Genomic DNA, 20807 nt, shown 5'->3' with positions numbered 1-20807 from the left:
CGAAATCGCGACACATCCTGACGCGGCGTACTGAGGTACTCACGACTAGCCGACACCCTATTTTTACCAGAGCGGCTGGGTGCTATCGATGTGTGTCCGCCTCCTCAGCCGGATAAAACTCGCCTTCTTTCCCCATCTTTTCCAACCGTTCTCGCACCATCAACTCAACGTTAGCCACTGCAGCTTGATCGTCAGGGTTGACCACCTTCACGCAAAGACGTCGGACATTCTGATCGTGGGTGCCCTCGCTCATCATTTCGTGTGCGAAAACGTGTTCGCCACGCCATAGGCATAGCCGGGTATGCGTCCCGCTCAACCATATCTCATTGATTGATCCAAGGTCGGTGGTAGCCAGTTGATCGACAGTGATTGTCTTATCCATTGCTCTGTACCTTACCGATGTGTAGATACAGGTAGACTTTCAGGTATAGCGGGTCGCTCCAAGCGTCGGCAGCTCAACCGCGCAGACGGGAGTAAGCTACTCACCAGATAAAGGTCGGGCAATCGACAATTGAAGACGGCAAGCACGAATAGCCAAATGAAATCATGGCTGAGCAAACTATCTCAACGCTGCAGAAGCAAAGGCATTCAGATGGGGTAACTCACAATCGACTGAGTACCATTTAGTAGAATCATCTGATCCCCTTTCAGCCCTACATTGGGAAAAGCAGCATAAGGCAGGTGTCCTGAGTCGAGTTTCACATTAAGTGTTTTATCAGTGGGCTTCATAGGCGTCGCACCGGAAGGATAAATCCCCTGACCTTTTTCTGTGATCAAAAACGCAAGCGGAAAAAATGACAAGAGACTTAGGGTGGCATTTGGCCGTAAACACCCGTCGGCTACTGCCCCCAAAGCGACGGCCAGTCGATTGCTAACCGAAATCATCTCTCCCACGCAAAAGTATATTTGGCCCCGTAATTTTTAGATCGAGACATTAGTAGTTTGCCTCTGGTCATCTTAGGCACTAGCACTGTTGTTTAGGCGTTCAGTGCCCTGTCGGCAACCGCGAACGCAGGTGGTCAAGATGGCGATGGCTTTTAGCCTAGATGCCAGCTAGATTTGGAGCTTTCTACGATCAAGGAAGGATATGAAAAAGCTCATCGCAGTAATGGGGATCTGTGTCGCACTTGGCGGTTGCGCTACGTCCCACTACACCGCAGGACGAGACTTTCCGTCGGCCAGTGTAGCGAGCATCACCAAAGGCAAAACGACGACTACTGAGTTGAAGTCCCTGTTTGGTCAGCCCTACGCCAAGAGTGCTGTCAGCGAGACTGACGAAAAGTGGATCTACACCTACACCAATGGCTCAGCCCATGCCCAAAGCTACGTGGTCACTATGAAGGTGACGACTACTGGCATTCAGAAGACCCTCGACGTCTTGATCCGAAATGACGTGGTCATCAACTACACGTTCAGCGAAGGCCCTGCGCCCGGCACAACTACCGCCACGAACTGAATGCAACCTTAGATTGGGCCACTTACCGCGCTCAATCAGTTGTTGATGGGTCATTGCTAAATGCAATGCTCATATCGTACGACGCTATGATCTTGCTCGAGTGTATGCCATGGAAAGCCCTCCCCTCCTCGTATCTGTCGAAACACTTTGTGACTTTATCCAAGCATTGGATAGCGAGCAAAGAACAATCCGAGTAATCAATAGCAACGCTTTGTTGATGCCCGTAGAAGCCGTTTTGCATTTACTTGATACCTCCCTGAAAGAAGTCTTGAGTAATGCCCGCCAGCAAAAACCTTTTGTACCGAGCGACAAGACAATAGCAAAACTCATCAGCGAACCGCACCACCTGCCATCTCGTGGAACTCTACTGCGTCTTTTTAGGGATACACCGCACCAGGAAGTGCTGCAAAACCTTATTGATGAGGGCAGAAAAGACTATAGCTGGCAGCCTGCACATGAGTGGCGCGCATTGCTCACGTCCCGGTTATTTATCAATCAAGTACCATGCGACTTTTGGATCGGTATTGTCCGTGACGCTGAATTACTTAACGCGGTGGACATGCATATTGATAGAAGCGTAACGGCACAGTTTCAAGCTTACGCCAAATCCCCCATAGTTGAGCGTGTTGGCTGTCCCACCGTACGAGCATGTCTGCACGCTCGCTTGGATGAACTCAGGGATGAAGAAATAGCCAATGACGAGATAACACAGCACGTGATCATTGCAGATAGGGTCGCGGTTTTGATGCGTATGCTTGCCTGGATGGTGGCGGATACAGTGGTGGATATTTGGGAGATGACGGTTCGAGACGGAATGGAAGAAGTCACGCCATTGAACAGCATACTACCCGCCATTGAACCCATATCTGGCGAGTGGAACAATTCAACAACCTGCGCACTTGAACACCTAGCGAAACAAGCAGGGTGGGAACAAAAACAGAGGGCGATTACCTTCCTTGGAAATCTTTGGGCTCGGCACAACCATGATCGAAATACAGAGGCAAGCTCCCGGATCAGACTGTTGAGAAACTGGGAGCAACGCAAAAAGGGACGCCCCCAGTTTGGAACCTTGAAAAGCCTTGCTCATGCAGTAACCATTGAAAAAGCTAGGTTGAGCGACGAGCCTTTCGAGGGCAATGAGGGCTACACATGGACTCAGGCAGTGATTCTACGCATTGGCGAAACTCTCTCCCTCATTCGTCAGGGATTGGTGGACGTTGGAATGGATGCTGAGCACATCATTGGAATCATGGATGCCTACAGATGGGAGTATCGCTTCGCCCGCACCGCTCTCGGAAAACCTATGACCTCACCATGAAGTCGAGGCTGCCAAACGGCAGCCTCAAGCACCATAGAGTGCAGACTGTTAAGTCTTACCACTGCGCTGGTTTGGGTTTAACTGCTTGCCTCGATTACCTTGAGCCTTATCCCAAATTGGGTTTGTTCCAGGCGAGCCAGGATTGGAGTTCTTTTGGTCGGATCGTGCGTCCTCTGGAGCTTTACGTCGGCTTGTCATATCAGTTCTCCTCGCCCGAGCGATCTTCCCAATCTTCAGGGCGCTCGTCGTAATCACGAGACTGCCAATACGCGTCATTGTTCTCATTTAATTGATTCGAGCGATTGTCGTTGTCTGATTTACTGCTCATGATCTGTGTCCTCGTTGGTAGATTAGCCCGCAAGCGGGAGCAGTGCGGGTGAGGCCAGTATCAACCCCAGCACCAATCACCAATAGGGAACTGCCGAGGGAATTTGTGTCACTCAGCGACGCCACCTAACCAGTCCAGACATCCACAAAAATAACGCCCAATTGTCTGTTCCGACCTTGGTTTTAAGTACACCACGGAAGAGTTTTTGCTGAAGAATTTGCGGCAAATTGGAGAATTTTCCGAAGGCGTGCTTTCGCTTTTGAAGACTCTGGTGGCTGACAGGTGATGGGTATTTAGGATGAAGTGTCCGGCGCTGGGGAGAAGTAGCTCTCAGGACAGCCACTGTAACTGCCAGGCAGGCCTGGGCGATGCGCCGGCTGCACGACGAAGGTGGATCAGCGATGAAGATAGTTAGTGGTTCTTGTGCTGCTCCAATCGTGACCACCATGGAGGTGATGACGACAGGCATTGAGATAACGCTCGCCATCCTGATTCACGATGATGTGGTCATCAACTACACGCTCAGCGAAGGCTCTGCTTCTAGTACGACCACTGGAAAAACTTTTGCCGGATCAAAGCGCTGGGGCAACTGGAGTAAGAGCTTGGAAACCGACGGTTACTGACGTGATGAGGCATAAAAAATGACGTCATAGAATCGTCATTTTCGAATGCTGATCGCCGCACTTTTAAAGGTAAATCGACGGTAAGGACGGAGAGTGTTACAAGTTGTTTCGGCTGTTATGGCTCTTAGCCCCCGATTTAGAAGGCCTGGGCATCCATACAGCATCAAAATGGATCCAAATTGCAATTTACATACACGTTATCCACAACCTTGTGATCTTGCAAAGTAAAATCGACCACACTATCTTGTGGCTACACCAGAGAGGCACATCTATATGTAGTGTTTTTCGAGTGAGCTGAGGATTCAGTAAAGACAGCAGGTATGTGTGCGAAGTTTGGTCGCCGAGCACACATACCTGCCTACCCTGAACCAATGCGAACATCGGTGGGATGCGCATTAGAGAAAAATCCGACTTTGGATGTCAACTATCCGGCTCGGTTTTCCGCTCAAGGGTTGCTCCTGCTTACGCAAATTTTTATGCAAATACAGGAGCACCTAACCGTGCCTAAAAATATCAAACAAACCTCGATTCCCGTGGCCAGCCTGGCCTCCAAAATCCTGCGTAGCGACAGCTCCTCCGCGATTCAGAAAGAATTAGCGGGGTCGGCTATGGCCCAAGCCTCCAGCGGTAAACAAACTGGTGCTGACATGGAGACCAAAGCAAGCCACGTCCTCGACAGCAATAAATACAACGCCACCACCAAGACCCTCGCGGCCTCGGTACTTGCCCAATCGAATAAACAGCGGGGTGAGTGAGATGGCTCAGTATTACGTTAACCGCAATGCCCAAAACAATGGCGATCATGAAGTGCATACCAGTTCATGCATTTTCTTGCCGGCATTGCAGAACCGCCTCGATTTGGGCCAACACAGCAGCTGTGTGACTGCCGTGCGTCAGGCTCGCAACACATACCCGCAGTCGAACGGCTGCCGGACGTGCTCCTCGGTGTGCCACACCCAGTAGGAAGAGGCTAGAGGTTAGGTTTCTCGCTCTTGGGTAAGCCGGCTGCTGGATCGGCTGGCCCCCATCTCATTGAGCGTGAGTTATCCAGGAGTTTGTACTATGAGCTATTTGGTCTATTGCACGTTTGATTTGAAGAACGCCTCTTCGAAGGACTACGAAAGCGCCTATGCAGATCTTCAGCGGATCGGCCTAGCAAAGGTGGTTAAGGCAGACGAGGGGCAGCATGTAGTCATTCCCACCACCTCTACGATGGGTTTCTTTAACGGCACCAGCGCAGTTGCTGTACGAAACGATGTCCGTAATTCGGTACAAGCTGCCTTCCGAGCGCGACTTTTGAAGTCTGAGATCTTCATTGTGGTAGGTGGTGACTGGGCGTGGGGCGCAGGTACGACCTAAAGGCTTACTGTTTTCGACGACGGTTCTCTCAGAGGGTCTTTGGCGGGTTTTCTAGCCGAAGTGTTCCCTTCCGAGCTATTCATAAATCATAAGTTCTGAGGGTATCAGCCATGCATCCCATGCACCGAAGCGAAGCTGACGTCATTGATGATTTAGCAGCTCTGGCGGCCAAGCCAGGGTACGCTCATGCCATGGCTGGCATCTGTTATCGCGACAACTTAGTGTCTTTTCAAGGTGAGCATAAGTCTTCTGATATTGAGCATCTCTTCGACCGCAAAAGGCTCAATCGGAATGAAATAACTACGATCTTGGGGTTGATGTCGCGTCAACCTCTAGATCTAACTGAAGTTGATGAAGCCACGCTGAGAAGCTACGCCTCGCGTACTGATGAGTTGATGAGTGAGCTTCACGACGCAATGACCGGCCTTATGATCGGCGAGCTTATGCCTCAAGCTCAGCAAGGCATCGCCATGAGTGACATTTGGAAAGGCGCCATGATGAAGGAGCCGATTTTCTATGGCACCGAGTCAGCTTACAGCTTCCAGTATCGAGATTTTTTTGCTGAGAAACATGCCCAGGATGATGACTGGTTGGTTCGGGCCATGGCGTTTAGCAGTGCACAGGCATTGCAAGTGGCGAGTGCAATGTGTTCATTGATGGACGTTAGAGCGACCAAAGGAGCGCAAGTAGGTGGCGGAGCCAAGATAGGGGAGCTACCTGCAGCATCGGTGCTGGCACTCTTCGAGTTCACCGCACAAGAGATCGCTGCGCGTTCTGGTCAAGAGCTCGCTGTTGTTGAAGCCGTTTTCAAAGCTCTAACCTTCAGTGGCGATAATGGCCAATTTAATGAAGTGGGAGACTTTAATCAGGTAGCTGCAACCCCACTGCTGCCGACAGGGCGGGATTCGGTCTTACTGTTCTCTCATTACGCGATCTATGAAGCGCTGTACGAGTCACCTTTCTTCTGGATGCACCAGGATAAAGCTTACAGGCAACAAGCGTCCGACAATCGAGGCGCATTCACTGAACAATTCTCTCAATGTCGCCTGGCAGCGGTTTTCGGAAAAGCGAATGTTCACACAAACGTCAATATCTACGAGGGCAAACGGATTGTCGCCGAGGCGGACGTTCTGGTCATCTTTGGTGACCGAGTCATCATCGTTCAGGCAAAAGCAAAAAAGTTAACTCTTGCTGCCCGCAAAGGTAGCGACGGACAGATCAAGGCTGATTTTGCCGCAGCGATTCAAAAGGCCTACGACCAAGGGGCTGAGTGTGCGGCGGCCATCCTCTCAGGCAAATGTCGCTTAGAAAATGATAGTGGCCAAGCTGTCGTGCTCCCAGAGACGATCAAGGAGATCTATCCATTCTGCGTGGTATCCGACCACTACCCCGCATTGGCGTTTCAAGTCAGCCAGTACCTCAAATATTCTGCCGATGAGATCATCCGTCCCCCTTTCGTGATGGACGTTTTCCTGCTGGATGTCCTAGCAGAAATGCTGGATACGCCATTGCGCTTCATTAGCTACGTCCGTATGCGGCTAGAGTCGGCACAAAAATTGATGATGGGGCATGAGCTCACTGCTCTTGCGTACCACCTTCGATGCAACCTCTTTCTCGACGAGCAATACAATATAGTGATGCTGGAAGACTCAATCGCAGCCGACCTAGATACGGCCATGACTGTTCGGCGTGAAGGCCTTCCTGGCCAGCGTGTGCCGCCAGGAATTTTGACCAAGATGAAGGGCACATACTACGAGCGATTGATTGAGCAGATAGAGCGCCGCCCCCATCCAGCGGTACTAGAATTGGGCTTCACGCTTCTTTCCATGGACGGAGACTCATGTATTACGGTTCATCGGGCTATTGATGGGCTGACCAAGATGGGAAAGATGGATGGTCAGCGACATGACTTCGTACTTGGGATGACTGAACCAGGTACTGGCATCTGTTTCCATTGCAACCCGACGCCTAGTGAAGCAGCCGTCAGAACCTTGGAACTCCATTGTGCGAAACGCAAATACGCTCAGCGAACCGCGAACTGGTTTGGAGTTTCAGTGGGGCTTCAAGGGGAGATTCAATTCGGTATCACGCTCGATTTTCCGTGGGAGCAATCGTCAGAAATGGATGAGTTGACGAAGGCAATGAAGCCTTCTTCATCGCTGGGTTCGGCAATGAAAATGGTCGAGAGAGCATTGGTTCCAAAGAGACATGGGCGCAACGACCAATGTCCTTGTGGAAGCGGCTCAAAATACAAGAGGTGCTGCCTATAAAAGCGCTCATTGACTGCCTAAAGCAAGCGGAGCGCGCCGGCCCTCTGGGGCCAAAGGCCTGAGAATGAAAGCCCATAGGGCCAAAACCTGGTGCAGTCAGGGATTGGTCACGCCAGTCAGCCCCCAAAGGGGGCAAGCCCGGTAGGGATGTGAATAGCCATCGACTACGAAACAGGATGGTCATCAACACCTGATGCAATAAAGATCGTTTCGCCCGCTCTCATCAACATGCTCGACATACAGTCTCCGGATCCTTTAGTCATAGGCCGATCATAGGAGGCACGCCTTTATTGCAGCAGGTTCGGGGATAGATGATGCTGAGCACTAGAAAGTCGAAGGTATTGGCGGAGGCTTGCACGTCCATTATCCCGCTGGAACGTTGCTAGTACATAACGCGAATTCACGGTTGTCATCACCCAAAATCGCCCTTCACGTTCGACCTTCAGCACGTCAGAAGTCCTGATCAGGTGACCATCGCCAAACCGACCGTACTGGTCTTTGCGCTTGTGGCCAAAAACAACACCGATACCTGCGCGCGACCTAATCGAAACACCGCAGAGATAAGCGGTAACCGGCACATCAAAGCCTTGCTCCTGGGCTTTAATGATTCGTTTGAGATCGAAATCTGTATGGCGCTTTCCGTGGAAATTTACATCTATCGTGTCGAGCATCACTGCCCTCCGGCTGCGTTCTGTATGGAGATATCTGGAATTGCACACGCAACCAGGCGCGTTGGTATCGTGCAAGATTGTTGGTAATTTTCAGACTGATCGAATCATGGTTTCGAGAAAAATTGGCCGGCAGTTCTGCAGTGACTGAATTTGAAAACCTGGTTGGTGTGAGTTGTGGTAAACAGCCCCACTGTCCACCTCGATCAGGCTGACCTCAAAGTCGCAATTATCATCACCAACAGTCACCTTAACGACGCGTTCCATACCCCAGCCATCGCAGTTATTCATCCAAGGGGGGGTGACCACTTGCACGTCGACTATCACTTCCCCTGCATTTTGCTGCACAAGCATTTGCTGCAGTCTGCGCTCACCTTCGATCATTCGCGTGAACTCAGTGCTTCGACCCTGCTCGCTGATTCGAACGGTCAGGTGATACCAGTGCGATCTGAGCACCCGTGACACGCCCTGCCAGTGCATCAAGCCTTCGCCAAACAATCCCGGAACGCCAATAGCGTCTGAGTCTTCGGTTCTGAACATCAGGTGCCTCAGTTTTCTGCGGACGCAAAGCAGCCCGGTTGGTTAATTCAAAATAGAGAGAAGATTTCTTTGATGGTTGCTGATTTGCGATGACCCGGCCCAAGTAGCACATAGACGCTATTCCGAGTTTCGAACAGAAAGCCGTCGTTGAACGCAGTGGCCATACTCGACCTGACCCAGTGGCCAGGTTCAAAACGTCTCTGCTCGTCATCCACGACCTTGTGGGCAAACATAAACATTGGTTGGCAGCCTGCGGCGGCTACTTTGGCTCGCTCTTCGTCGGTGACGATGGCGTCTAGGATTGTCCATTCTTCTACGGCGCACAGGGGCATCCACTTGTAGCGCTTTCTGGCTGCAGACATCGCGTCTTGGAGGCTAACTTCTGAGCCAACTAAAGAGGCTCCAGGGTCTCCGAAAAGCCCTGTATCGATCACTCCAACCATGTACAGCCTCCGAAATATTTTACGAGTGATACGCCTGCTCAGCAGAGGCTTGCTGGAAAGTCCGCGCGCCGGTCTTCATGCCCAGCGAAACGCTCTCATCTAATTCCCATAAATTGCCAAAACGAGCTTACGGAAGCTTCGCAATGGGCCGTCCTGACCGCAGTATGCGCAATACTACCTCATTCAGGTATTTAACGGAAACCCTCCTGTGTGGCTATATCCTGACTTTTGAGTGAGCCATGCAGCTTAGAATCGCACTCGCGGGCGCCATCCGAGCACTGCGTAAGCAGCGTCAACTTCGGCACGAAGACCTTTCTGACGCCTCCGCGAAATCCAAACTCAGCGCCCTCGAGCGAGGCGAAACAAGTATTACTCTTGAGAAGTTCGAGAGCCTTGCTGAGGGCCTTCGAATAAACCCTCTGGCCCTCCTAGCTCTTTGTATGTCCCAACAGCAGGACACCCCCTACCCTGTCCTCATTGATGCTGCTTTAAAGCAGCTGCAAGCGTTTGAGAAAGAAGGAGGTCTTGGAATTCTCGCTGAACAGCTCACTGATGGAGCGGTTGCCCCCCGTAAGCCTGGAAAGCCTCAGAACAAGGGAAGCGAAAGCGTCGTTCGCGAGCTTAAGACTGCTGGAATGAATCAATCGCAAATTGCGCGGGAGACGGGGCTAGCTCTATCGACTGTGCATCGATATTGGAAGAGGATTAACGCTACCGAATCTAGAGCTGATTGTTAGAGGACAATGCTGGATTGACGCAGGTGCTCTCAAAGGGGGCGGTGCGTTGAGATTGAGCTTGGCCTACACGACAACTCGAGGCCAAGCGGAAAGATCGGTTTGCAGCCAAATGGCTTCGATCACTGGATAACCTTATTTCCTGCCTAATCCACAGCCCCCCTGCGCACGCGAACCTCATAAGCGATGGTGCCAGATCTTGATTCAATATTTACATAAATGCGACATTAATGTCTTTTTTTCGACATCATGAGATCTCTGCCCTTGAATTCGTTTTTCAAAACCGGAGATCTATATTTTGAACTCAAAAGAAAAGCAGCATTGCCCGGGCCTCCCCAGTTTCATGTTCTAAAAACTGTCGTGTTTGCTGGTTGCTTTTCAAATCTGATCCTTCGATCTATAGGATTCTTGAGCTCATTTTCAACAAAATGACATCGTTTAGGGTTGCGCCTCCGCCCCCCTCATAACTACTCGCCCATTTGGGGCCGAAGGCCCCGGCTCCTTTTTGGCATCCAAAGCTAAGCTTTTCACTTACTTTTTTTGGTAAATCCGAGGCTCTGCGTGATCGAAAATCGAAAAATCCAGCGAATCAGCAAGAGGCATAATTTCGCCCCGAGCCTTCGTAACTATCCCCAGCATCAAGGACTAGAAATTTTCTCTGCGATATACAGCACACCGCTGAGTCGCCGTTGATAAATAAACACCGCCTCAGTGGCTCGAGGTTTCTCTCAGCAACGCCGGATGGATGGTTAGATAGAATTCCCGAATCAACCTATATTTGCGAACACGTTACATATGTAAAACCTCACCTAGCCACCACTAAGCCACATAAAATTGATTCTTGGTTATATCGTTAACCCAAGGTAGAAAAGTGATTAGCCGTAAGCTGCAAACTTTGTTTTATAGTGGCAATACTCATTTTTTACTTTGCAACTTACATTCTAAGACTGCGCCCCTACGCGCAGTTACTACGGACATGCCGCCCAACCCAAAAAAACTTTGCCGATGACAACTTTACCATCAACGACTAGATCTCTATTATCTCAGTATAGATTTCAACATCCTCATAGTTAAGAGTATGCCCTAGGCATACCGTTTAAATAATACGGAGTGCTCCTTGACGCCCAGACAAAAAACATTTCTCATGTATTGACAGGCCGCAGGTACGACACCGGGCTTCAGAAAAAATGGGGGTGCTGACGGTCATGATGGCGAGCACTTCCGAGATGTTGATATGCAAAAAAAAATCGCTCAGGGCACAGGCCATGTCGTTGAAAAAGAAACCGCGCAAATCTTAATTTGTTCAAAACTACGCCTGGAAGACTTGTGCAGGAACTTTATTGAGCAAGCACATACTGATGACAAAAATCACCTCTGCAGTGCTAATGAGAGAAAAAGAACTGTCCTGATTACTAGGGTTAATGATTTCGGCAGCACTCAGAAAAAGCCTGCATCTAATGATTGACGCCAGCAACTTGAGAAGCAAAATGGCAGACGAGATCAACTGCTACACCGCCGAGGACATCAGCGAGCTTGCCAAGGTAACTCTTGAGACCCTTGCTTACTGGAGAAAACACGGCAAAGGCCCGAAACCTATACGCTTCGGCTCTGCTTACTTATATCCAAAAAACGCTGTGATGGAGTTCATTGGTAGTTTGATGGAAACAGATTCTGACGACTTTATCAGGCGCTGCATTTAAAAAAAGGGGGCCAGATGGCCCCCTTGTTTTTTATGCCGGGGCGCCATTCATATCACCGAGCTTCTGCAAGATCAGAGCGAGCTGGCTGTCGACATTTTTCAAATCTCCCTGTTTGAGATTTAGAGCATTGTAAGCTGCATGAACATCAGTCGCTTTGACGTGTGTATAGCGCTTCAGTGTTTGCCAGTCGCGATGGCCACTCATTGAAGCGACCTGGGGTACGTTAAGGCCAAGGCCAAAGAAGTCGGTAATTGCTTTATGCCTTAGGTCGTGGAATCGAACCGGACGTGTTACTCCCGCAACTGCCCTTGCACGAGTGAACGCGGTGGACACAGACTTGGGATTGTAGGGAAAAATGCAGCCTGACTGGCGACTCCCAATGACCGTTTCGACTATCTGCCAGGCAGATGGAAGCAATGCAACTGTCTCATCGTTACCCTCTTTGTCACTCGGATGCTTACGGTCACGAATGATGACAGTTTTATTTTCCCTGTCTAAATCTTCAATTCTGATCCCACAGATTTCCGACTGTCGCATGGAGGTGTAAAGTCCGAATTTGATGACCTTGGGCATGTCGATCTTTTGGCGCTTTTTGTTGGCGTAGGCCGCAATAATGGCGTCAACTTCTGACTGAGTCGGCAAGCATTCAACCTCTCGGCTTTTGATCCTCATTTTGTGATTGGTCTTGAGGCTTTTCCGAGCTTTGTCTGCAAGGTCGGGATCTACATCTAGGTGCTTACTGTCATAGCAATAGCGAAGGACAGATGACAGCAGGGAGAGATCACCGGCGATAGTCTGGCCCTGTACGCCCTCCTTTTTCCGATCATTGATGAACGAATCCAGGTGGCTCTTCGAAAGCCGTTCGATGCCGATTTTGCCAAATCTTTTCTTCAACGCCTTGTAGATAAACAGCGCGCTCCGCTGAAGGGTTCGCCCACGCTGTATGTAATCGAGGTAGTCATCGATATAATGAGCGACAGTTGAACCCTTGGGGGCCGCCGTCCTGCCTGTAGCCTTGATCTCTTCAAGCTGACGCTCCTTCTCCTTCGCGAATGTCTTCGCAAGCTTTTCGGTCACGAACGTTGCGCTGATCGGGGTGATGCCCTTTTTCCGAATGAGGGCGCGCCATTTGCCACTGGGGAGCTGGTGTATCGAAGCCATACTTGTGTTCACTCAATGTTCATTAACCCGTACCCCGATGCATACCTTTTTGCACACGGCGTGTACCCCAGGTGTACCAAAACCGTCATTTTGGCCCTGAAATGTACACGCAGGATAGCACTAAAATATGCTGGAGACCTTTAAATACAAGGCTTTATGAATCGTAAATTTAGTGTAGCCCCAATGATGGACTGGACCGACCGCCACTGCCGGTTCTTCCTGCGCCTGCTCTCCAAGCACGCCCTGCTCTACACCGAGATGGTCACCACCGGCGCCATCCTGCACGGTGACCACGACCGTTTCCTGCGCCACAACGAAGCCGAGCACCCGCTTGCACTGCAGTTGGGCGGCAGCGTGCCCGCTGACCTGGCCGCGTGCGCGCGCATGGCCGAGGCGGCCGGTTACGACGAGGTGAACCTGAACGTCGGCTGCCCCAGCGACCGGGTGCAGAACAATATGATCGGCGCGATCCTGATGGCGCACCCGGCGTTGGTGGCGGATTGCGTGAAGGCAATGCGTGATGCGGTGTCGATTCCGGTGACGGTGAAACATCGTATCGGGATCAATGGTCGGGACAGTTATGGCCAGTTGTGTGAGTTCGTCGGGACGGTGAGGGACGCCGGCTGCACCAGTTTCACCGTGCATGCACGGATTGCGATTCTGGAGGGGTTGTCGCCGAAGGAGAATCGCGACATTCCGCCGTTGCGCTATGACGTGGCGGCGCAGTTGAAGCAGGACTTCCCGGAACTGGAGATTATCCTCAACGGCGGCATCAAGACGCTGGAGCAGTGCCAGGAGCATTTGCAGGTGTTTGATGGGGTGATGCTGGGGCGCGAGGCTTATCACAACCCGTATTTGTTGGCGGAGGTGGATCAGCAGTTGTTTGGCAGTGAGGCGCCGGTGATCAGTCGGGCTGAGGCGTTGGTGCAGTTGCGGCCTTACATTGCGCAGCATTTGGCTTCGGGTGGATCGATGCACCATATCACTCGACATATTCTTGGGCTGGGCACCGGTTTCCCGGGCGCGCGCAAGTTCAGGCAGTTGTTGTCGGTGGACATTCACAAGGCGAGCGATCCGTTGGCGTTGCTGGATCAGGCGGGGGAGTTGTTGGAGGGGCGGTGATGGCCTGGGTGTCAGTTGGTGCATTGGCGGCTGACTGGCTGCATTCGTGAGCAAGCCCGCGCCCTCAGGTCGACTGAGTGGATCGGGTGCAAGTTAGGTTGAACCCGATGGTGTTTTTGGCCTCCTATTTAGCACCACAGCCGGTGATTCAAACGGCTGTTTTCAGGTTGTTGCCCTCGCAAACGATCGAACGCATTTGCGCCCTTGAGCGCCTGCCGGCGCTCGGGTAATGTCACCAGACCCATAGGACAGAGCACGCCCATGACTTCCAAGCTGGAACAACTCAAGCAATTCACCACCGTCGTAGCCGATACCGGCGATTTCTCCACCCTCGCCAAGCTCAAGCCGCAAGACGCAACCACCAACCCTTCCCTGTTGCTCAAGGCCGCTTCGATCCCTGGCTATGCCAAGCTGCTGGATGAGTGCGTCAAGGACTGCAATGGTGACGTGGGCCTGGCCAGTGACCGTTTTGCGGTGGCGGTGGGCCAAGAGATCCTCAAAGTGGTACCGGGCCGCATTTCCACCGAGGTAGATGCCCGCCTGTCGTTCGACACTGACGCCGTACTCAAGCGTGCGCACCGTCTGATCGACCTGTACGACAAGGCCGGCGTTGGCCGCGACCGCGTGCTGATCAAGATCGCTTCCACCTGGGAAGGCATCCGCGCCGCCGAGCAACTGGAAAAAGAAGGCATCCAGACCAACCTGACCCTGCTGTTCTCGTTCGCCCAGGCCGTGGCGTGTGCAGAAGCCGGGGTGTTCCTGATTTCGCCGTTCGTGGGCCGTATCTACGACTGGTACAAGAAGGCCAACGGCAACGACTACACCGGTGCTGAAGACCCGGGCGTGCAGTCGGTGACGCGCATCTACAACTACTACAAGGCCAACGGCTACAAGACCGTGGTCATGGGTGCGAGCTTCCGCAACCTGAGCCAGATCGAAGAGTTGGCTGGGTGTGATCGCCTGACCATCAGCCCTGACCTGCTGGAAAAGCTGGCGGCGGATGAAGGCAAGCTGGAGCGTAAATTGTCGCCAGGCCATGCCGGTGAGGCGCGTGTGCATCTGACTGAAGCGCAGTTCCGTTGGGAGTCCAACGAGGATGCGATGGCGACCGAGAAGCTGGCGGAAGGTATTCGTCAGTTTGCTCGCGACCAAGAGAAGCTTGAAGCGTTGTTGACTGCCAAGCTGTAAAGCAGGCGGCGACAAAAAGGGCGGTACCCTCGCGGGTGCCGCCCTTTTTTATGCTTGTGTCCCGTACCTCAGGCCGACCTCGGATCAACTGTGGGAGCTGGCTTGCCTGCTCCTACATTGGACGGTGTTCCAGCAGCCGAGGGGGTCAGTGGCGCTCTAGCGCGTTCACGAGGTCGTGGAAGGCTTCGCGGTTGGACTCGTTGAGGCCCATCAGGATTTTGTGCGCTTCCAGCACCTTGACCCGCACGACTTCCTCGGACTGGTCCTGGGACGGCAGGTCGGTGAGGCATTCCGGGCATGGGATCGGGCGGTCAACGATGTTGAACACCTGGTCGAAGCCCATCGACTGCAGCAGCCGGGTAATGTCTTCGTGGGTGGTGACGACTGTCGGCAACAGGCCGACCTTCTGCCGAGACAGAATGGACAACTTGGCCAGCAAGCCAAGGGTGGTGCTATCGATGCTGCGGGTTTCGGTCAGATCGATCACGATCGCCGAGAAGTTCAGCGCTGTGAAGATCCGCTCAATCGTCGCATCCAGCGCCGAACACAAGGTCAGGCGCACTTCACCGACAAATTTCAGGACGAAGGTCCCGTCTTGCTCGGCGAATTGGATTCTTCCGGTACTCATCAAAGATTCCTGCTCAACACCAATAGGGCGATATCATCCGGCATCTCCCCTAGCGTGGCCAATCCAAAAACCTGCCGCAGGCCATCCAGGCTGCCGCCCGCCGACTTGACCTTTTGGGGCAAGGCGGCTTCTTTCTCTTTGAGTGTAGGCTCTGGAAGAAGGTCCAGTATGCCATCGGACATCAGCGTGAGGCTGAAGGTCGGCGGCAACTCCAGGATGTGGTCTTCGTAGGTGGCCTCATTGAACAAGCCTACCGGCAGACCACGTCCTTCCAGGTAACGCACACTGTCTGGAGTGTATAAAACAGGCATCGGCAGGTGACCGCCGATGCTATAGGTCAAAAGACCGGTTTCTTCATCAATAACGCCACCGACCATCGTCACGTGCTTGCCCAGCTTGCAGCTGATCAGGCCTCGGTTGATGTGGCCCAGCACCTCGGAAGGGGTGAACTCCGGCAAGGTGCCATTGCGCTTGGATTCGAACAACAGCCGTGTGGTCATGAACTTCAACAACACGGTGACGAATGCAGAGGAAGCACCGTGGCCAGACACGTCGGCCAGGTAGAACGCGACACGTCGCTCATCGACGCGGAAATAGTCGACGAAATCACCCGACAGGTACAGCGACGGGATAATCTGGTGCGCAAACTTGAATTCGTCGATAGTCCACGGGCTGACCGGCAGCATGTTCATCTGCACCTGGCGACCGGCGTTCTGGTCTTCCTGTAGCAGGTTGAGGCTGGCTTCGAGTTCGCGGTTGGCGGTTTCGAGCTTTTCGCGGTAACGCTGGTTCTCGACCAGCAGGCGGGCACGGTCCAGCGCGCGGCGCACCGAATGCTCCAGCACGGCCAGGTCTTCCAGGGGCTTGATCAGGTAATCGGCGGCACCCAGGCGCAAGGCCTCGACGGCATCGTTCATCACGCCGGCACCGGACACGACAATCACCGGCGTCTGTGGGGCACGCTCGGTCACCTGGCGAATCAGCTCCAGGCCGCCCATCTGGGGCATGCGCAGATCGCAGATCACGAGGTCGGGCTGGTCGCGCTCGAACACCTGGAGACCCTGTTGGCCATTGCTGGCCTGCAGGACGCTGAAGCCACTGTCTTCCAAATAGGCCGCGAGGCTCGCGCGCACTACTTCGTCGTCATCGATTATCAGCAGCGTGGCACTGGTTTTTTGCATGTGGGCAAACGGCGCCAGAATTAGGTTGGCGTAGGCGGCTCGGCAATGGCCGGGCTCACGTACTGGATTCGCTTTCTAGCCTCTCTGTCCTACAAAGTACTGGGATTTAGCCCATGCACAAAGGTAAAGCAGAGGTGCCCTTCTAAGGCGCAGACGGTACTCCCATCCGTGAGGGGTTTCAAGCTCATGCCGATGGTCGCCGGGCGTCTTTACACCGCAAATCACCGGGAGTTATAAGAACAGGCACGACCACAACACAAAGTAAGGATGGAACCCATGAGCGAACACGAGCGCGACTACGCCGAAAAACGCGATTTCATCCGCATGCGTGTGGATGCCGATGTGTCGTTGATCCACGCAGGCCAGGAGATCGCCGGGGTTTGTGTAGACCTGTCCAGCTCCGGCATGCAAGTGCAGGCGCCTCGCCAGTTCAACGTCGGCGACCAACTGACCGTGCGCATCGATTCGGAGCACGCCGCCCTGAAGGGCCTGGAAGCGGACACCGAAGTGGTGTGGACCAAAACCACCGGTCAAGACCAGCACCTGGGCCTCAAAATCCTGAAAATGCGCTGAAAACCGCGCGAAAAAAAGGCGACCTGTGGGTCGCCTTTTTCATTTCAAAACGTCACAGCTTAAAAGTCGTCGACGACCTTGCCGTCCTTGACCTTGAACTCGCGGTTCTGCAGGTAAGCGTTGCGGATGAAGGTGTATTTGTCACCGGTGATCAGCTTCTCGCTGTCGAGCAGGCTGGCACGGGTGTCGACGATGTTCAGGCCGAAGGTGCTGTTGCGCCAGCCGATATCGTTCATGTAGCGGTACGGTTGGGTGTAGCTGTCCACGTACTTGGACGGCGCATCACGCAGGGTGCTTGGACCCAGCAGTGGCAGCATCACGTAAGGACCGCTGCCGACGCCCCAGTAGCCGAGGGTCTGGCCGAAGTCTTCGTCGCTGCGTTGCAGCCCCATTTTGGTGCCGACGTCGATAAAGCCCAGCACGCCGAAGGTGGTGTTGACCAGCAAGCGGGCGGTGTCGACACCGGCATTATGGGGCTTGAGCTGCAGCACGTTGTTGGCCAGGTTGCCGACATCACCGATGTTGCGGAAGAAGTTGTGCACGCCATCCTGGACGAATTGCGGCGTCACGAACTGATAGCCTTGGGCCAATGGCTTGAGGGCGTAGGTATCAACGGTGTCGTTGAAGGTGAAAATCGGGCGGTTGACGCTTTCCCACGGATCGTCTTCCGACGCTGCGTGTGCGGCAAACGGGGCCAGCAGGACAGTGGCACACACTGACAGCTGAGCGAAGTATTGGCTCCAGCGCATAGCTTTTGCTCCTTGAATGGTCTGTCATGGGCGCTATGCCCTGAATAAGGCCGTCAGTATATGACGGAAGTCTCCAATTAGGCAGCAACTAGGAAACGTCAGACGTAAAATGGACAAAATTCCTACAATTAACAGTCCTGTCATCGGTTTGTCATGGTCCCTGGATAGCGTTAACGCTATTTCAGGGATGTCGACATGCCTCACGCCGAGATAGCCATCGCCAGCGCTCCCGCCTTGACTGCCGTCCTGTTTGGCCTGAGTGGCTGCCTGGTGGACTTCGGTTCCCGGGCGCGCACCGATTCACCCTCCCCCGACTCCCAGGCCACCCCCGGTGCACTGCAGATCCTGCGCAGCCTCAAGGAACAAGGCGTGCCCTGCGCCTGGCTGGATGAGCTCCCCCCCACCGTCACCACGCCCCTGGCCGCCACGCTGCCCGACTGGGTCAAGGCCACCTCGCCCTCCTCCATTCGCTGGCCCGCGCCCCACGCCTGCTGGCAAGCCTTGATGGAACTCAACATCGAACGCCTGGAAGGCTGCGTATTGGTCAGCGGCGAACCACGCCTGCTGCAATCGGGCCTTAACGCCGGGTTATGGACCATCGGCCTCGCCTCCTGCGGCTCACTCTGTGGCATGGCCCCCGAGCAATGGCTGGCGCTGAGCGAACCGGAACGCGAGCTCAAGCGCGGCAAGGCCACCCTGGCGCTGTACGGATTGGGCGTGCACTCGGTGATCGATCACCTGGGCGAACTCGGCACCTGCCTCGCCGACATCAGCCTGCGCCAGCTCAAAGGCGAGAAGCCCTGACACGGATCATGCACAGCAAGCGCCAGTGGATTAATCTACAGGTCAGCCCGTAGACCTTTCTCGGCGTGCCGTGGTCTATGCCAGTGCCAATCGATAAAAGGAAACACGTCATGCCTGATCGCAAAAAACTGGAAGAACAGGTCGAGATCCTGCGCGGGCAACTGGAACAGGAACCGCCGCTGTCGGAAGAAAAACGTGAAGCACTGGAAGCCTTGATTGCCAAGTTCGAATTACAACTTGAACTTGAACCGGCGACTCAGACGCCCAGTATTTCCGACGATGTGAACCAAGCCGCCATCGAGTTCGATGCCGAACATCCGGTCATTTCCGGCACGTTGCGCAATATCATGAACACGCTGGGCAGCATGGGGATTTAAACCAAGACCCGATGCATGCACAGAAACCAATGTGGGAGCTGGCTTGCCTGCTCCCACATTCGGTGTGCGTGAAGGCTACTGGCGAGCCAGGCGCACATTCTGGAACGCCACATCCTCGGTACTGCGATACGGGTTGATGTCCAACCCGCCACGCCGCACGTACCGCGCGTACACCGTCAACGTCTGCGGCTTCAGCAACCGCTGCAAGTCCAGGAAGATGCGCTCGACGCATTGCTCATGGAAGTCCGAGTGTTGGCGAAAGCTCACGATGTATTCCAGCAAGCTGGCGTGATCCAACGCGTGGCCACGGTACTCCACCACCACACTGCCCCAGTCAGGCTGGCTGGTCACCGGGCAGTTGGATTTGAGCAAGTGGCTGTGCACGCTCTCCTCGACAACGCGCGAGTCATCGCAGCGCAGCAGTTCCGGGCGCGGGTGCTCATAGTTGCTGACACGGATATCCAGGTCGTCAATGCACACGCCCGGCAATGCCATCACGCCTTCTGCCTCGATCTCGGCCAAGCGGCGGATGCGCACGCTCACCGGCTTGCCGGCAGCGGCGCTGAGGTCGGTGCGCAGGGTCGCTTCAAGGCTTGCGGTGTCGGCAAACGCCGTCTGGTTCAGCGAGTTGAGGTAGAGCTTGAACGACTTGGACTCGATGATGTTCGGCGAGTCGGCCGGGATGCTGAATTCACCGATGGCCACCACTGGCTTGCCCGACGGCAGCAACCAGGACAGTTCGAAGCAGTTCCAGAAATCCACGCCCTTGTAGGGCAGGGTCTCGGCGCTCAGGCCCAGCTCGGCCCATTTGGCCGCACGCGGGATCGGGAACAGCAACGAAGGTGTGTAGGTGGAGATGTATTCACTGGACTTGCCCAGCGGTGAATGTTCGGCTGCGGGATGCATGGCGGAAACCTGGCTAAATAAACCGCGCCAGTCTACCAGCCTTTGCCCCCGCGCCTAAGCGCCAGCAGATCAATCGACGTTGAGCTTGCCGACCATGCCCGCCTGGTAATGCCCTGGTAAGTTGCAGGCAAACTCCAGGCCCGTGGCCTTGGTGAACGTCCAGGTCAGCTCGGCGGTTTTGCCGGGTTCGACCAACACACTGTTGGGATCGTCGTGTTTCATCGCGCCGTGGCCCATGGCGCTGTGGTCCATCTTGCCCATGCCCGTGGACGTGAGCATGCCACTGGCTTGCATCTGCAGCATTTCCTTCTGGTGCTCGGCATGCATCGCCGCGTCGCCCAGGTTGAATTCGTGGAGCAACTGGCCTTTGTTGACCAGCACAAAGCGCACCGTCTCACCGGCTTTTACGTCAATGGACGTGGGCGAAAAGGAAATGTCCTGCAGCGTCACCTCTACGGTACGCGTGGCCTTGCTTGCTGGCGCGGCCTCGCCAAACGCGTAACCATGGGCAGCATCGGCCATCGCATCAACACTCAACGCCAGCAGGCACACCGCCAACACCTGGGGTAAACGCACTACCATCTCTTTTCTCCAAATATGTCTGACTCGCCTGGGGCACACTCTAAGCCTGCGCCGCTGCCAGCCAGCTGACTGCTAGATTACAACTTTGTCAGGTTGC

At 54.0% G+C, this 20807-nt stretch carries 25 protein-coding genes; 14 read left to right on the top strand and 11 right to left on the bottom strand.

The genetic code is table 11. The annotated features are described in order from the left end of the window. Positions 1 to 82: 82 nt before the first annotated feature. Positions 83 to 382 (bottom strand): hypothetical protein, encoded by a 300-nt coding sequence (locus ATH90_RS08040; protein WP_098466003.1) that lies wholly within the window; start codon positions 380 to 382, stop codon positions 83 to 85. 705 nt (positions 383 to 1087) lie between these two features. On the opposite strand from ATH90_RS08040, the gene ATH90_RS08030 reads away from it, so the two are divergent. After that, a complete protein-coding gene (locus ATH90_RS08030) occupies positions 1088 to 1456 on the top strand; it encodes a hypothetical protein (protein WP_098466002.1) in 369 nt (122 codons plus the stop codon). A gap of 109 nt (positions 1457 to 1565) precedes the next feature. Further along, positions 1566 to 2774, top strand: a complete 1209-nt coding sequence (locus ATH90_RS08025) for a hypothetical protein (protein ID WP_064052019.1) — start codon at positions 1566 to 1568, stop codon at positions 2772 to 2774. Between the two features lie 199 nt (positions 2775 to 2973). Here the strand turns inward: ATH90_RS08025 and ATH90_RS29705 are convergent, their stop codons facing one another. After that, positions 2974 to 3102, bottom strand: coding sequence for a hypothetical protein (locus ATH90_RS29705; protein ID WP_256324232.1), 129 nt, complete (start codon positions 3100 to 3102; stop codon positions 2974 to 2976). Positions 3103 to 3470: 368 nt separating this feature from the next. Between ATH90_RS29705 and ATH90_RS08020 the strand changes: the two genes are divergently transcribed. From ATH90_RS08020 to ATH90_RS08000, 4 genes are all read left to right on the top strand, one after another. Continuing rightward, positions 3471 to 3725, top strand: coding sequence for a hypothetical protein (locus tag ATH90_RS08020; protein WP_141537469.1), 255 nt, complete (start codon positions 3471 to 3473; stop codon positions 3723 to 3725). A gap of 500 nt (positions 3726 to 4225) precedes the next feature. Next, entirely contained in the window at positions 4226 to 4480 is a 255-nt protein-coding gene (locus ATH90_RS08015; RefSeq protein WP_098467652.1) for a hypothetical protein, read from the top strand. Positions 4481 to 4787: 307 nt separating this feature from the next. After that, positions 4788 to 5084 carry a hypothetical protein gene (locus ATH90_RS08005; RefSeq protein ID WP_032900667.1) on the top strand — a complete coding sequence of 99 codons (297 nt, stop codon included), beginning with the start codon at positions 4788 to 4790 and terminating at the stop codon, positions 5082 to 5084. A gap of 110 nt (positions 5085 to 5194) precedes the next feature. After that, entirely contained in the window at positions 5195 to 7354 is a 2160-nt protein-coding gene (locus ATH90_RS08000; RefSeq protein ID WP_064052017.1) for a YecA family protein, read from the top strand. 287 nt (positions 7355 to 7641) lie between these two features. Here the strand turns inward: ATH90_RS08000 and ATH90_RS07995 are convergent, their stop codons facing one another. The 3 genes from ATH90_RS07995 to ATH90_RS07985 form a co-directional block, all read right to left on the bottom strand. Then, positions 7642 to 8025: a hypothetical protein gene (locus tag ATH90_RS07995; protein WP_064052241.1), complete on the bottom strand. Its 384-nt coding sequence runs from the start codon at positions 8023 to 8025 to the stop codon at positions 7642 to 7644. Between the two features lie 90 nt (positions 8026 to 8115). Further along, positions 8116 to 8562, bottom strand: coding sequence for a hypothetical protein (locus ATH90_RS07990; protein WP_098466001.1), 447 nt, complete (start codon positions 8560 to 8562; stop codon positions 8116 to 8118). 47 nt (positions 8563 to 8609) lie between these two features. Then, on the bottom strand, positions 8610 to 9005 hold the full coding sequence (locus ATH90_RS07985) for a DUF6957 family protein (protein ID WP_098466000.1): 396 nt from the start codon (positions 9003 to 9005) through the stop codon (positions 8610 to 8612). 239 nt (positions 9006 to 9244) lie between these two features. Here ATH90_RS07985 and ATH90_RS29860 point away from each other — a divergent pair, with 239 nt between their 5' ends. The 3 genes from ATH90_RS29860 (at position 9245) to ATH90_RS07975 (ending at position 11439) form a co-directional block, all read left to right on the top strand. Further along, positions 9245 to 9742, top strand: coding sequence for a helix-turn-helix domain-containing protein (locus tag ATH90_RS29860; RefSeq protein ID WP_098465999.1), 498 nt, complete (start codon positions 9245 to 9247; stop codon positions 9740 to 9742). 1231 nt (positions 9743 to 10973) lie between these two features. Further along, complete coding sequence (locus ATH90_RS29000) at positions 10974 to 11204, top strand: hypothetical protein (protein WP_141537468.1); 231 nt, start codon at positions 10974 to 10976, stop codon at positions 11202 to 11204. 22 nt (positions 11205 to 11226) lie between these two features. Continuing rightward, entirely contained in the window at positions 11227 to 11439 is a 213-nt protein-coding gene (locus ATH90_RS07975) for a helix-turn-helix domain-containing protein (protein ID WP_141537467.1), read from the top strand. Between the two features lie 30 nt (positions 11440 to 11469). Here the strand turns inward: ATH90_RS07975 and ATH90_RS07970 are convergent, their stop codons facing one another. Next, on the bottom strand, positions 11470 to 12612 hold the full coding sequence (locus tag ATH90_RS07970) for a tyrosine-type recombinase/integrase (RefSeq protein WP_141537466.1): 1143 nt from the start codon (positions 12610 to 12612) through the stop codon (positions 11470 to 11472). Between the two features lie 144 nt (positions 12613 to 12756). Between ATH90_RS07970 and dusA the strand changes: the two genes are divergently transcribed. Beyond that, positions 12757 to 13722 carry a tRNA dihydrouridine(20/20a) synthase DusA gene (dusA, locus tag ATH90_RS07965; RefSeq protein ID WP_098465996.1) on the top strand — a complete coding sequence of 322 codons (966 nt, stop codon included), beginning with the start codon at positions 12757 to 12759 and terminating at the stop codon, positions 13720 to 13722. Between the two features lie 261 nt (positions 13723 to 13983). Further along, a complete protein-coding gene (gene tal / locus ATH90_RS07960) occupies positions 13984 to 14910 on the top strand; it encodes a transaldolase (RefSeq protein ID WP_034102574.1) in 927 nt (308 codons plus the stop codon). Positions 14911 to 15055: 145 nt separating this feature from the next. On the opposite strand, the gene rssC is transcribed toward tal, so the two are convergent. Both rssC and rssB read right to left on the bottom strand, forming a co-directional pair. Then, positions 15056 to 15538, bottom strand: coding sequence for an anti-sigma factor antagonist RssC (rssC, locus tag ATH90_RS07955; protein WP_003172602.1), 483 nt, complete (start codon positions 15536 to 15538; stop codon positions 15056 to 15058). Beyond that, entirely contained in the window at positions 15538 to 16719 is a 1182-nt protein-coding gene (gene rssB / locus ATH90_RS07950) for a two-component system response regulator RssB (RefSeq protein WP_025856971.1), read from the bottom strand. The genes rssC and rssB overlap by 1 nt, the downstream gene beginning before the upstream one ends. Before the next feature lie 276 nt (positions 16720 to 16995). Here rssB and ATH90_RS07940 point away from each other — a divergent pair, with 276 nt between their 5' ends. Next, positions 16996 to 17292: a PilZ domain-containing protein gene (locus ATH90_RS07940; RefSeq protein ID WP_034102572.1), complete on the top strand. Its 297-nt coding sequence runs from the start codon at positions 16996 to 16998 to the stop codon at positions 17290 to 17292. A 59-nt stretch (positions 17293 to 17351) separates the two neighbouring features. Here ATH90_RS07940 and ATH90_RS07935 read toward each other — a convergent pair whose 3' ends face one another. After that, positions 17352 to 18041 (bottom strand): MlaA family lipoprotein, encoded by a 690-nt coding sequence (locus ATH90_RS07935; RefSeq protein WP_034102570.1) that lies wholly within the window; start codon positions 18039 to 18041, stop codon positions 17352 to 17354. Between the two features lie 195 nt (positions 18042 to 18236). Between ATH90_RS07935 and ATH90_RS07930 the strand changes: the two genes are divergently transcribed. Beyond that, entirely contained in the window at positions 18237 to 18845 is a 609-nt protein-coding gene (locus ATH90_RS07930; RefSeq protein WP_098465995.1) for an HAD superfamily inactivated hydrolase PcrP, read from the top strand. Positions 18846 to 18955: 110 nt separating this feature from the next. After that, positions 18956 to 19222, top strand: a complete 267-nt coding sequence (locus tag ATH90_RS07925) for a DUF4404 family protein (RefSeq protein WP_034102566.1) — start codon at positions 18956 to 18958, stop codon at positions 19220 to 19222. Positions 19223 to 19297: 75 nt separating this feature from the next. On the opposite strand, the gene queF is transcribed toward ATH90_RS07925, so the two are convergent. Both queF and copI read right to left on the bottom strand, forming a co-directional pair. Then, the gene (gene queF / locus ATH90_RS07920; protein WP_034102564.1) at positions 19298 to 20128 is read right to left on the bottom strand and encodes an NADPH-dependent 7-cyano-7-deazaguanine reductase QueF; all 831 of its coding nucleotides are present in this window, start codon (positions 20126 to 20128) and stop codon (positions 19298 to 19300) included. 69 nt (positions 20129 to 20197) lie between these two features. Next, a complete protein-coding gene (copI, locus tag ATH90_RS07915; protein WP_034102562.1) occupies positions 20198 to 20710 on the bottom strand; it encodes a copper-resistant cuproprotein CopI in 513 nt (170 codons plus the stop codon). Positions 20711 to 20807 lie beyond the last annotated feature (97 nt).

Origin of the sequence: Pseudomonas lurida (assembly GCF_002563895.1) — a bacterium.
In the GTDB taxonomy this organism is placed as follows: domain Bacteria; phylum Pseudomonadota; class Gammaproteobacteria; order Pseudomonadales; family Pseudomonadaceae; genus Aquipseudomonas; species Aquipseudomonas lurida.
Note: the sequence above shows the minus strand (reverse complement) of the source record. Positions and strands in the feature narration are given on the sequence as shown.

Coding starts and splice junctions, on each gene's coding strand:
- ATH90_RS08040 (WP_098466003.1), bottom strand. CDS start 382: ATGGATAAGACAATCACTGTCGATCAACTGGCTACCACCGACCTTGGA.
- ATH90_RS08030 (WP_098466002.1), top strand. CDS start 1,088: ATGAAAAAGCTCATCGCAGTAATGGGGATCTGTGTCGCACTTGGCGGT.
- ATH90_RS08025 (WP_064052019.1), top strand. CDS start 1,566: ATGGAAAGCCCTCCCCTCCTCGTATCTGTCGAAACACTTTGTGACTTT.
- ATH90_RS29705 (WP_256324232.1), bottom strand. CDS start 3,102: ATGAGCAGTAAATCAGACAACGACAATCGCTCGAATCAATTAAATGAG.
- ATH90_RS08020 (WP_141537469.1), top strand. CDS start 3,471: ATGCGCCGGCTGCACGACGAAGGTGGATCAGCGATGAAGATAGTTAGT.
- ATH90_RS08005 (WP_032900667.1), top strand. CDS start 4,788: ATGAGCTATTTGGTCTATTGCACGTTTGATTTGAAGAACGCCTCTTCG.
- ATH90_RS08000 (WP_064052017.1), top strand. CDS start 5,195: ATGCATCCCATGCACCGAAGCGAAGCTGACGTCATTGATGATTTAGCA.
- ATH90_RS07995 (WP_064052241.1), bottom strand. CDS start 8,025: ATGCTCGACACGATAGATGTAAATTTCCACGGAAAGCGCCATACAGAT.
- ATH90_RS07990 (WP_098466001.1), bottom strand. CDS start 8,562: ATGTTCAGAACCGAAGACTCAGACGCTATTGGCGTTCCGGGATTGTTT.
- ATH90_RS07985 (WP_098466000.1), bottom strand. CDS start 9,005: ATGGTTGGAGTGATCGATACAGGGCTTTTCGGAGACCCTGGAGCCTCT.
- ATH90_RS29860 (WP_098465999.1), top strand. CDS start 9,245: ATGCAGCTTAGAATCGCACTCGCGGGCGCCATCCGAGCACTGCGTAAG.
- ATH90_RS29000 (WP_141537468.1), top strand. CDS start 10,974: ATGCAAAAAAAAATCGCTCAGGGCACAGGCCATGTCGTTGAAAAAGAA.
- ATH90_RS07975 (WP_141537467.1), top strand. CDS start 11,227: ATGGCAGACGAGATCAACTGCTACACCGCCGAGGACATCAGCGAGCTT.
- dusA (WP_098465996.1), top strand. CDS start 12,757: ATGAATCGTAAATTTAGTGTAGCCCCAATGATGGACTGGACCGACCGC.
- tal (WP_034102574.1), top strand. CDS start 13,984: ATGACTTCCAAGCTGGAACAACTCAAGCAATTCACCACCGTCGTAGCC.
- rssC (WP_003172602.1), bottom strand. CDS start 15,538: ATGAGTACCGGAAGAATCCAATTCGCCGAGCAAGACGGGACCTTCGTC.
- rssB (WP_025856971.1), bottom strand. CDS start 16,719: ATGCAAAAAACCAGTGCCACGCTGCTGATAATCGATGACGACGAAGTA.
- ATH90_RS07940 (WP_034102572.1), top strand. CDS start 16,996: ATGAGCGAACACGAGCGCGACTACGCCGAAAAACGCGATTTCATCCGC.
- ATH90_RS07935 (WP_034102570.1), bottom strand. CDS start 18,041: ATGCGCTGGAGCCAATACTTCGCTCAGCTGTCAGTGTGTGCCACTGTC.
- ATH90_RS07930 (WP_098465995.1), top strand. CDS start 18,237: ATGCCTCACGCCGAGATAGCCATCGCCAGCGCTCCCGCCTTGACTGCC.
- ATH90_RS07925 (WP_034102566.1), top strand. CDS start 18,956: ATGCCTGATCGCAAAAAACTGGAAGAACAGGTCGAGATCCTGCGCGGG.
- queF (WP_034102564.1), bottom strand. CDS start 20,128: ATGCATCCCGCAGCCGAACATTCACCGCTGGGCAAGTCCAGTGAATAC.
- copI (WP_034102562.1), bottom strand. CDS start 20,710: ATGGTAGTGCGTTTACCCCAGGTGTTGGCGGTGTGCCTGCTGGCGTTG.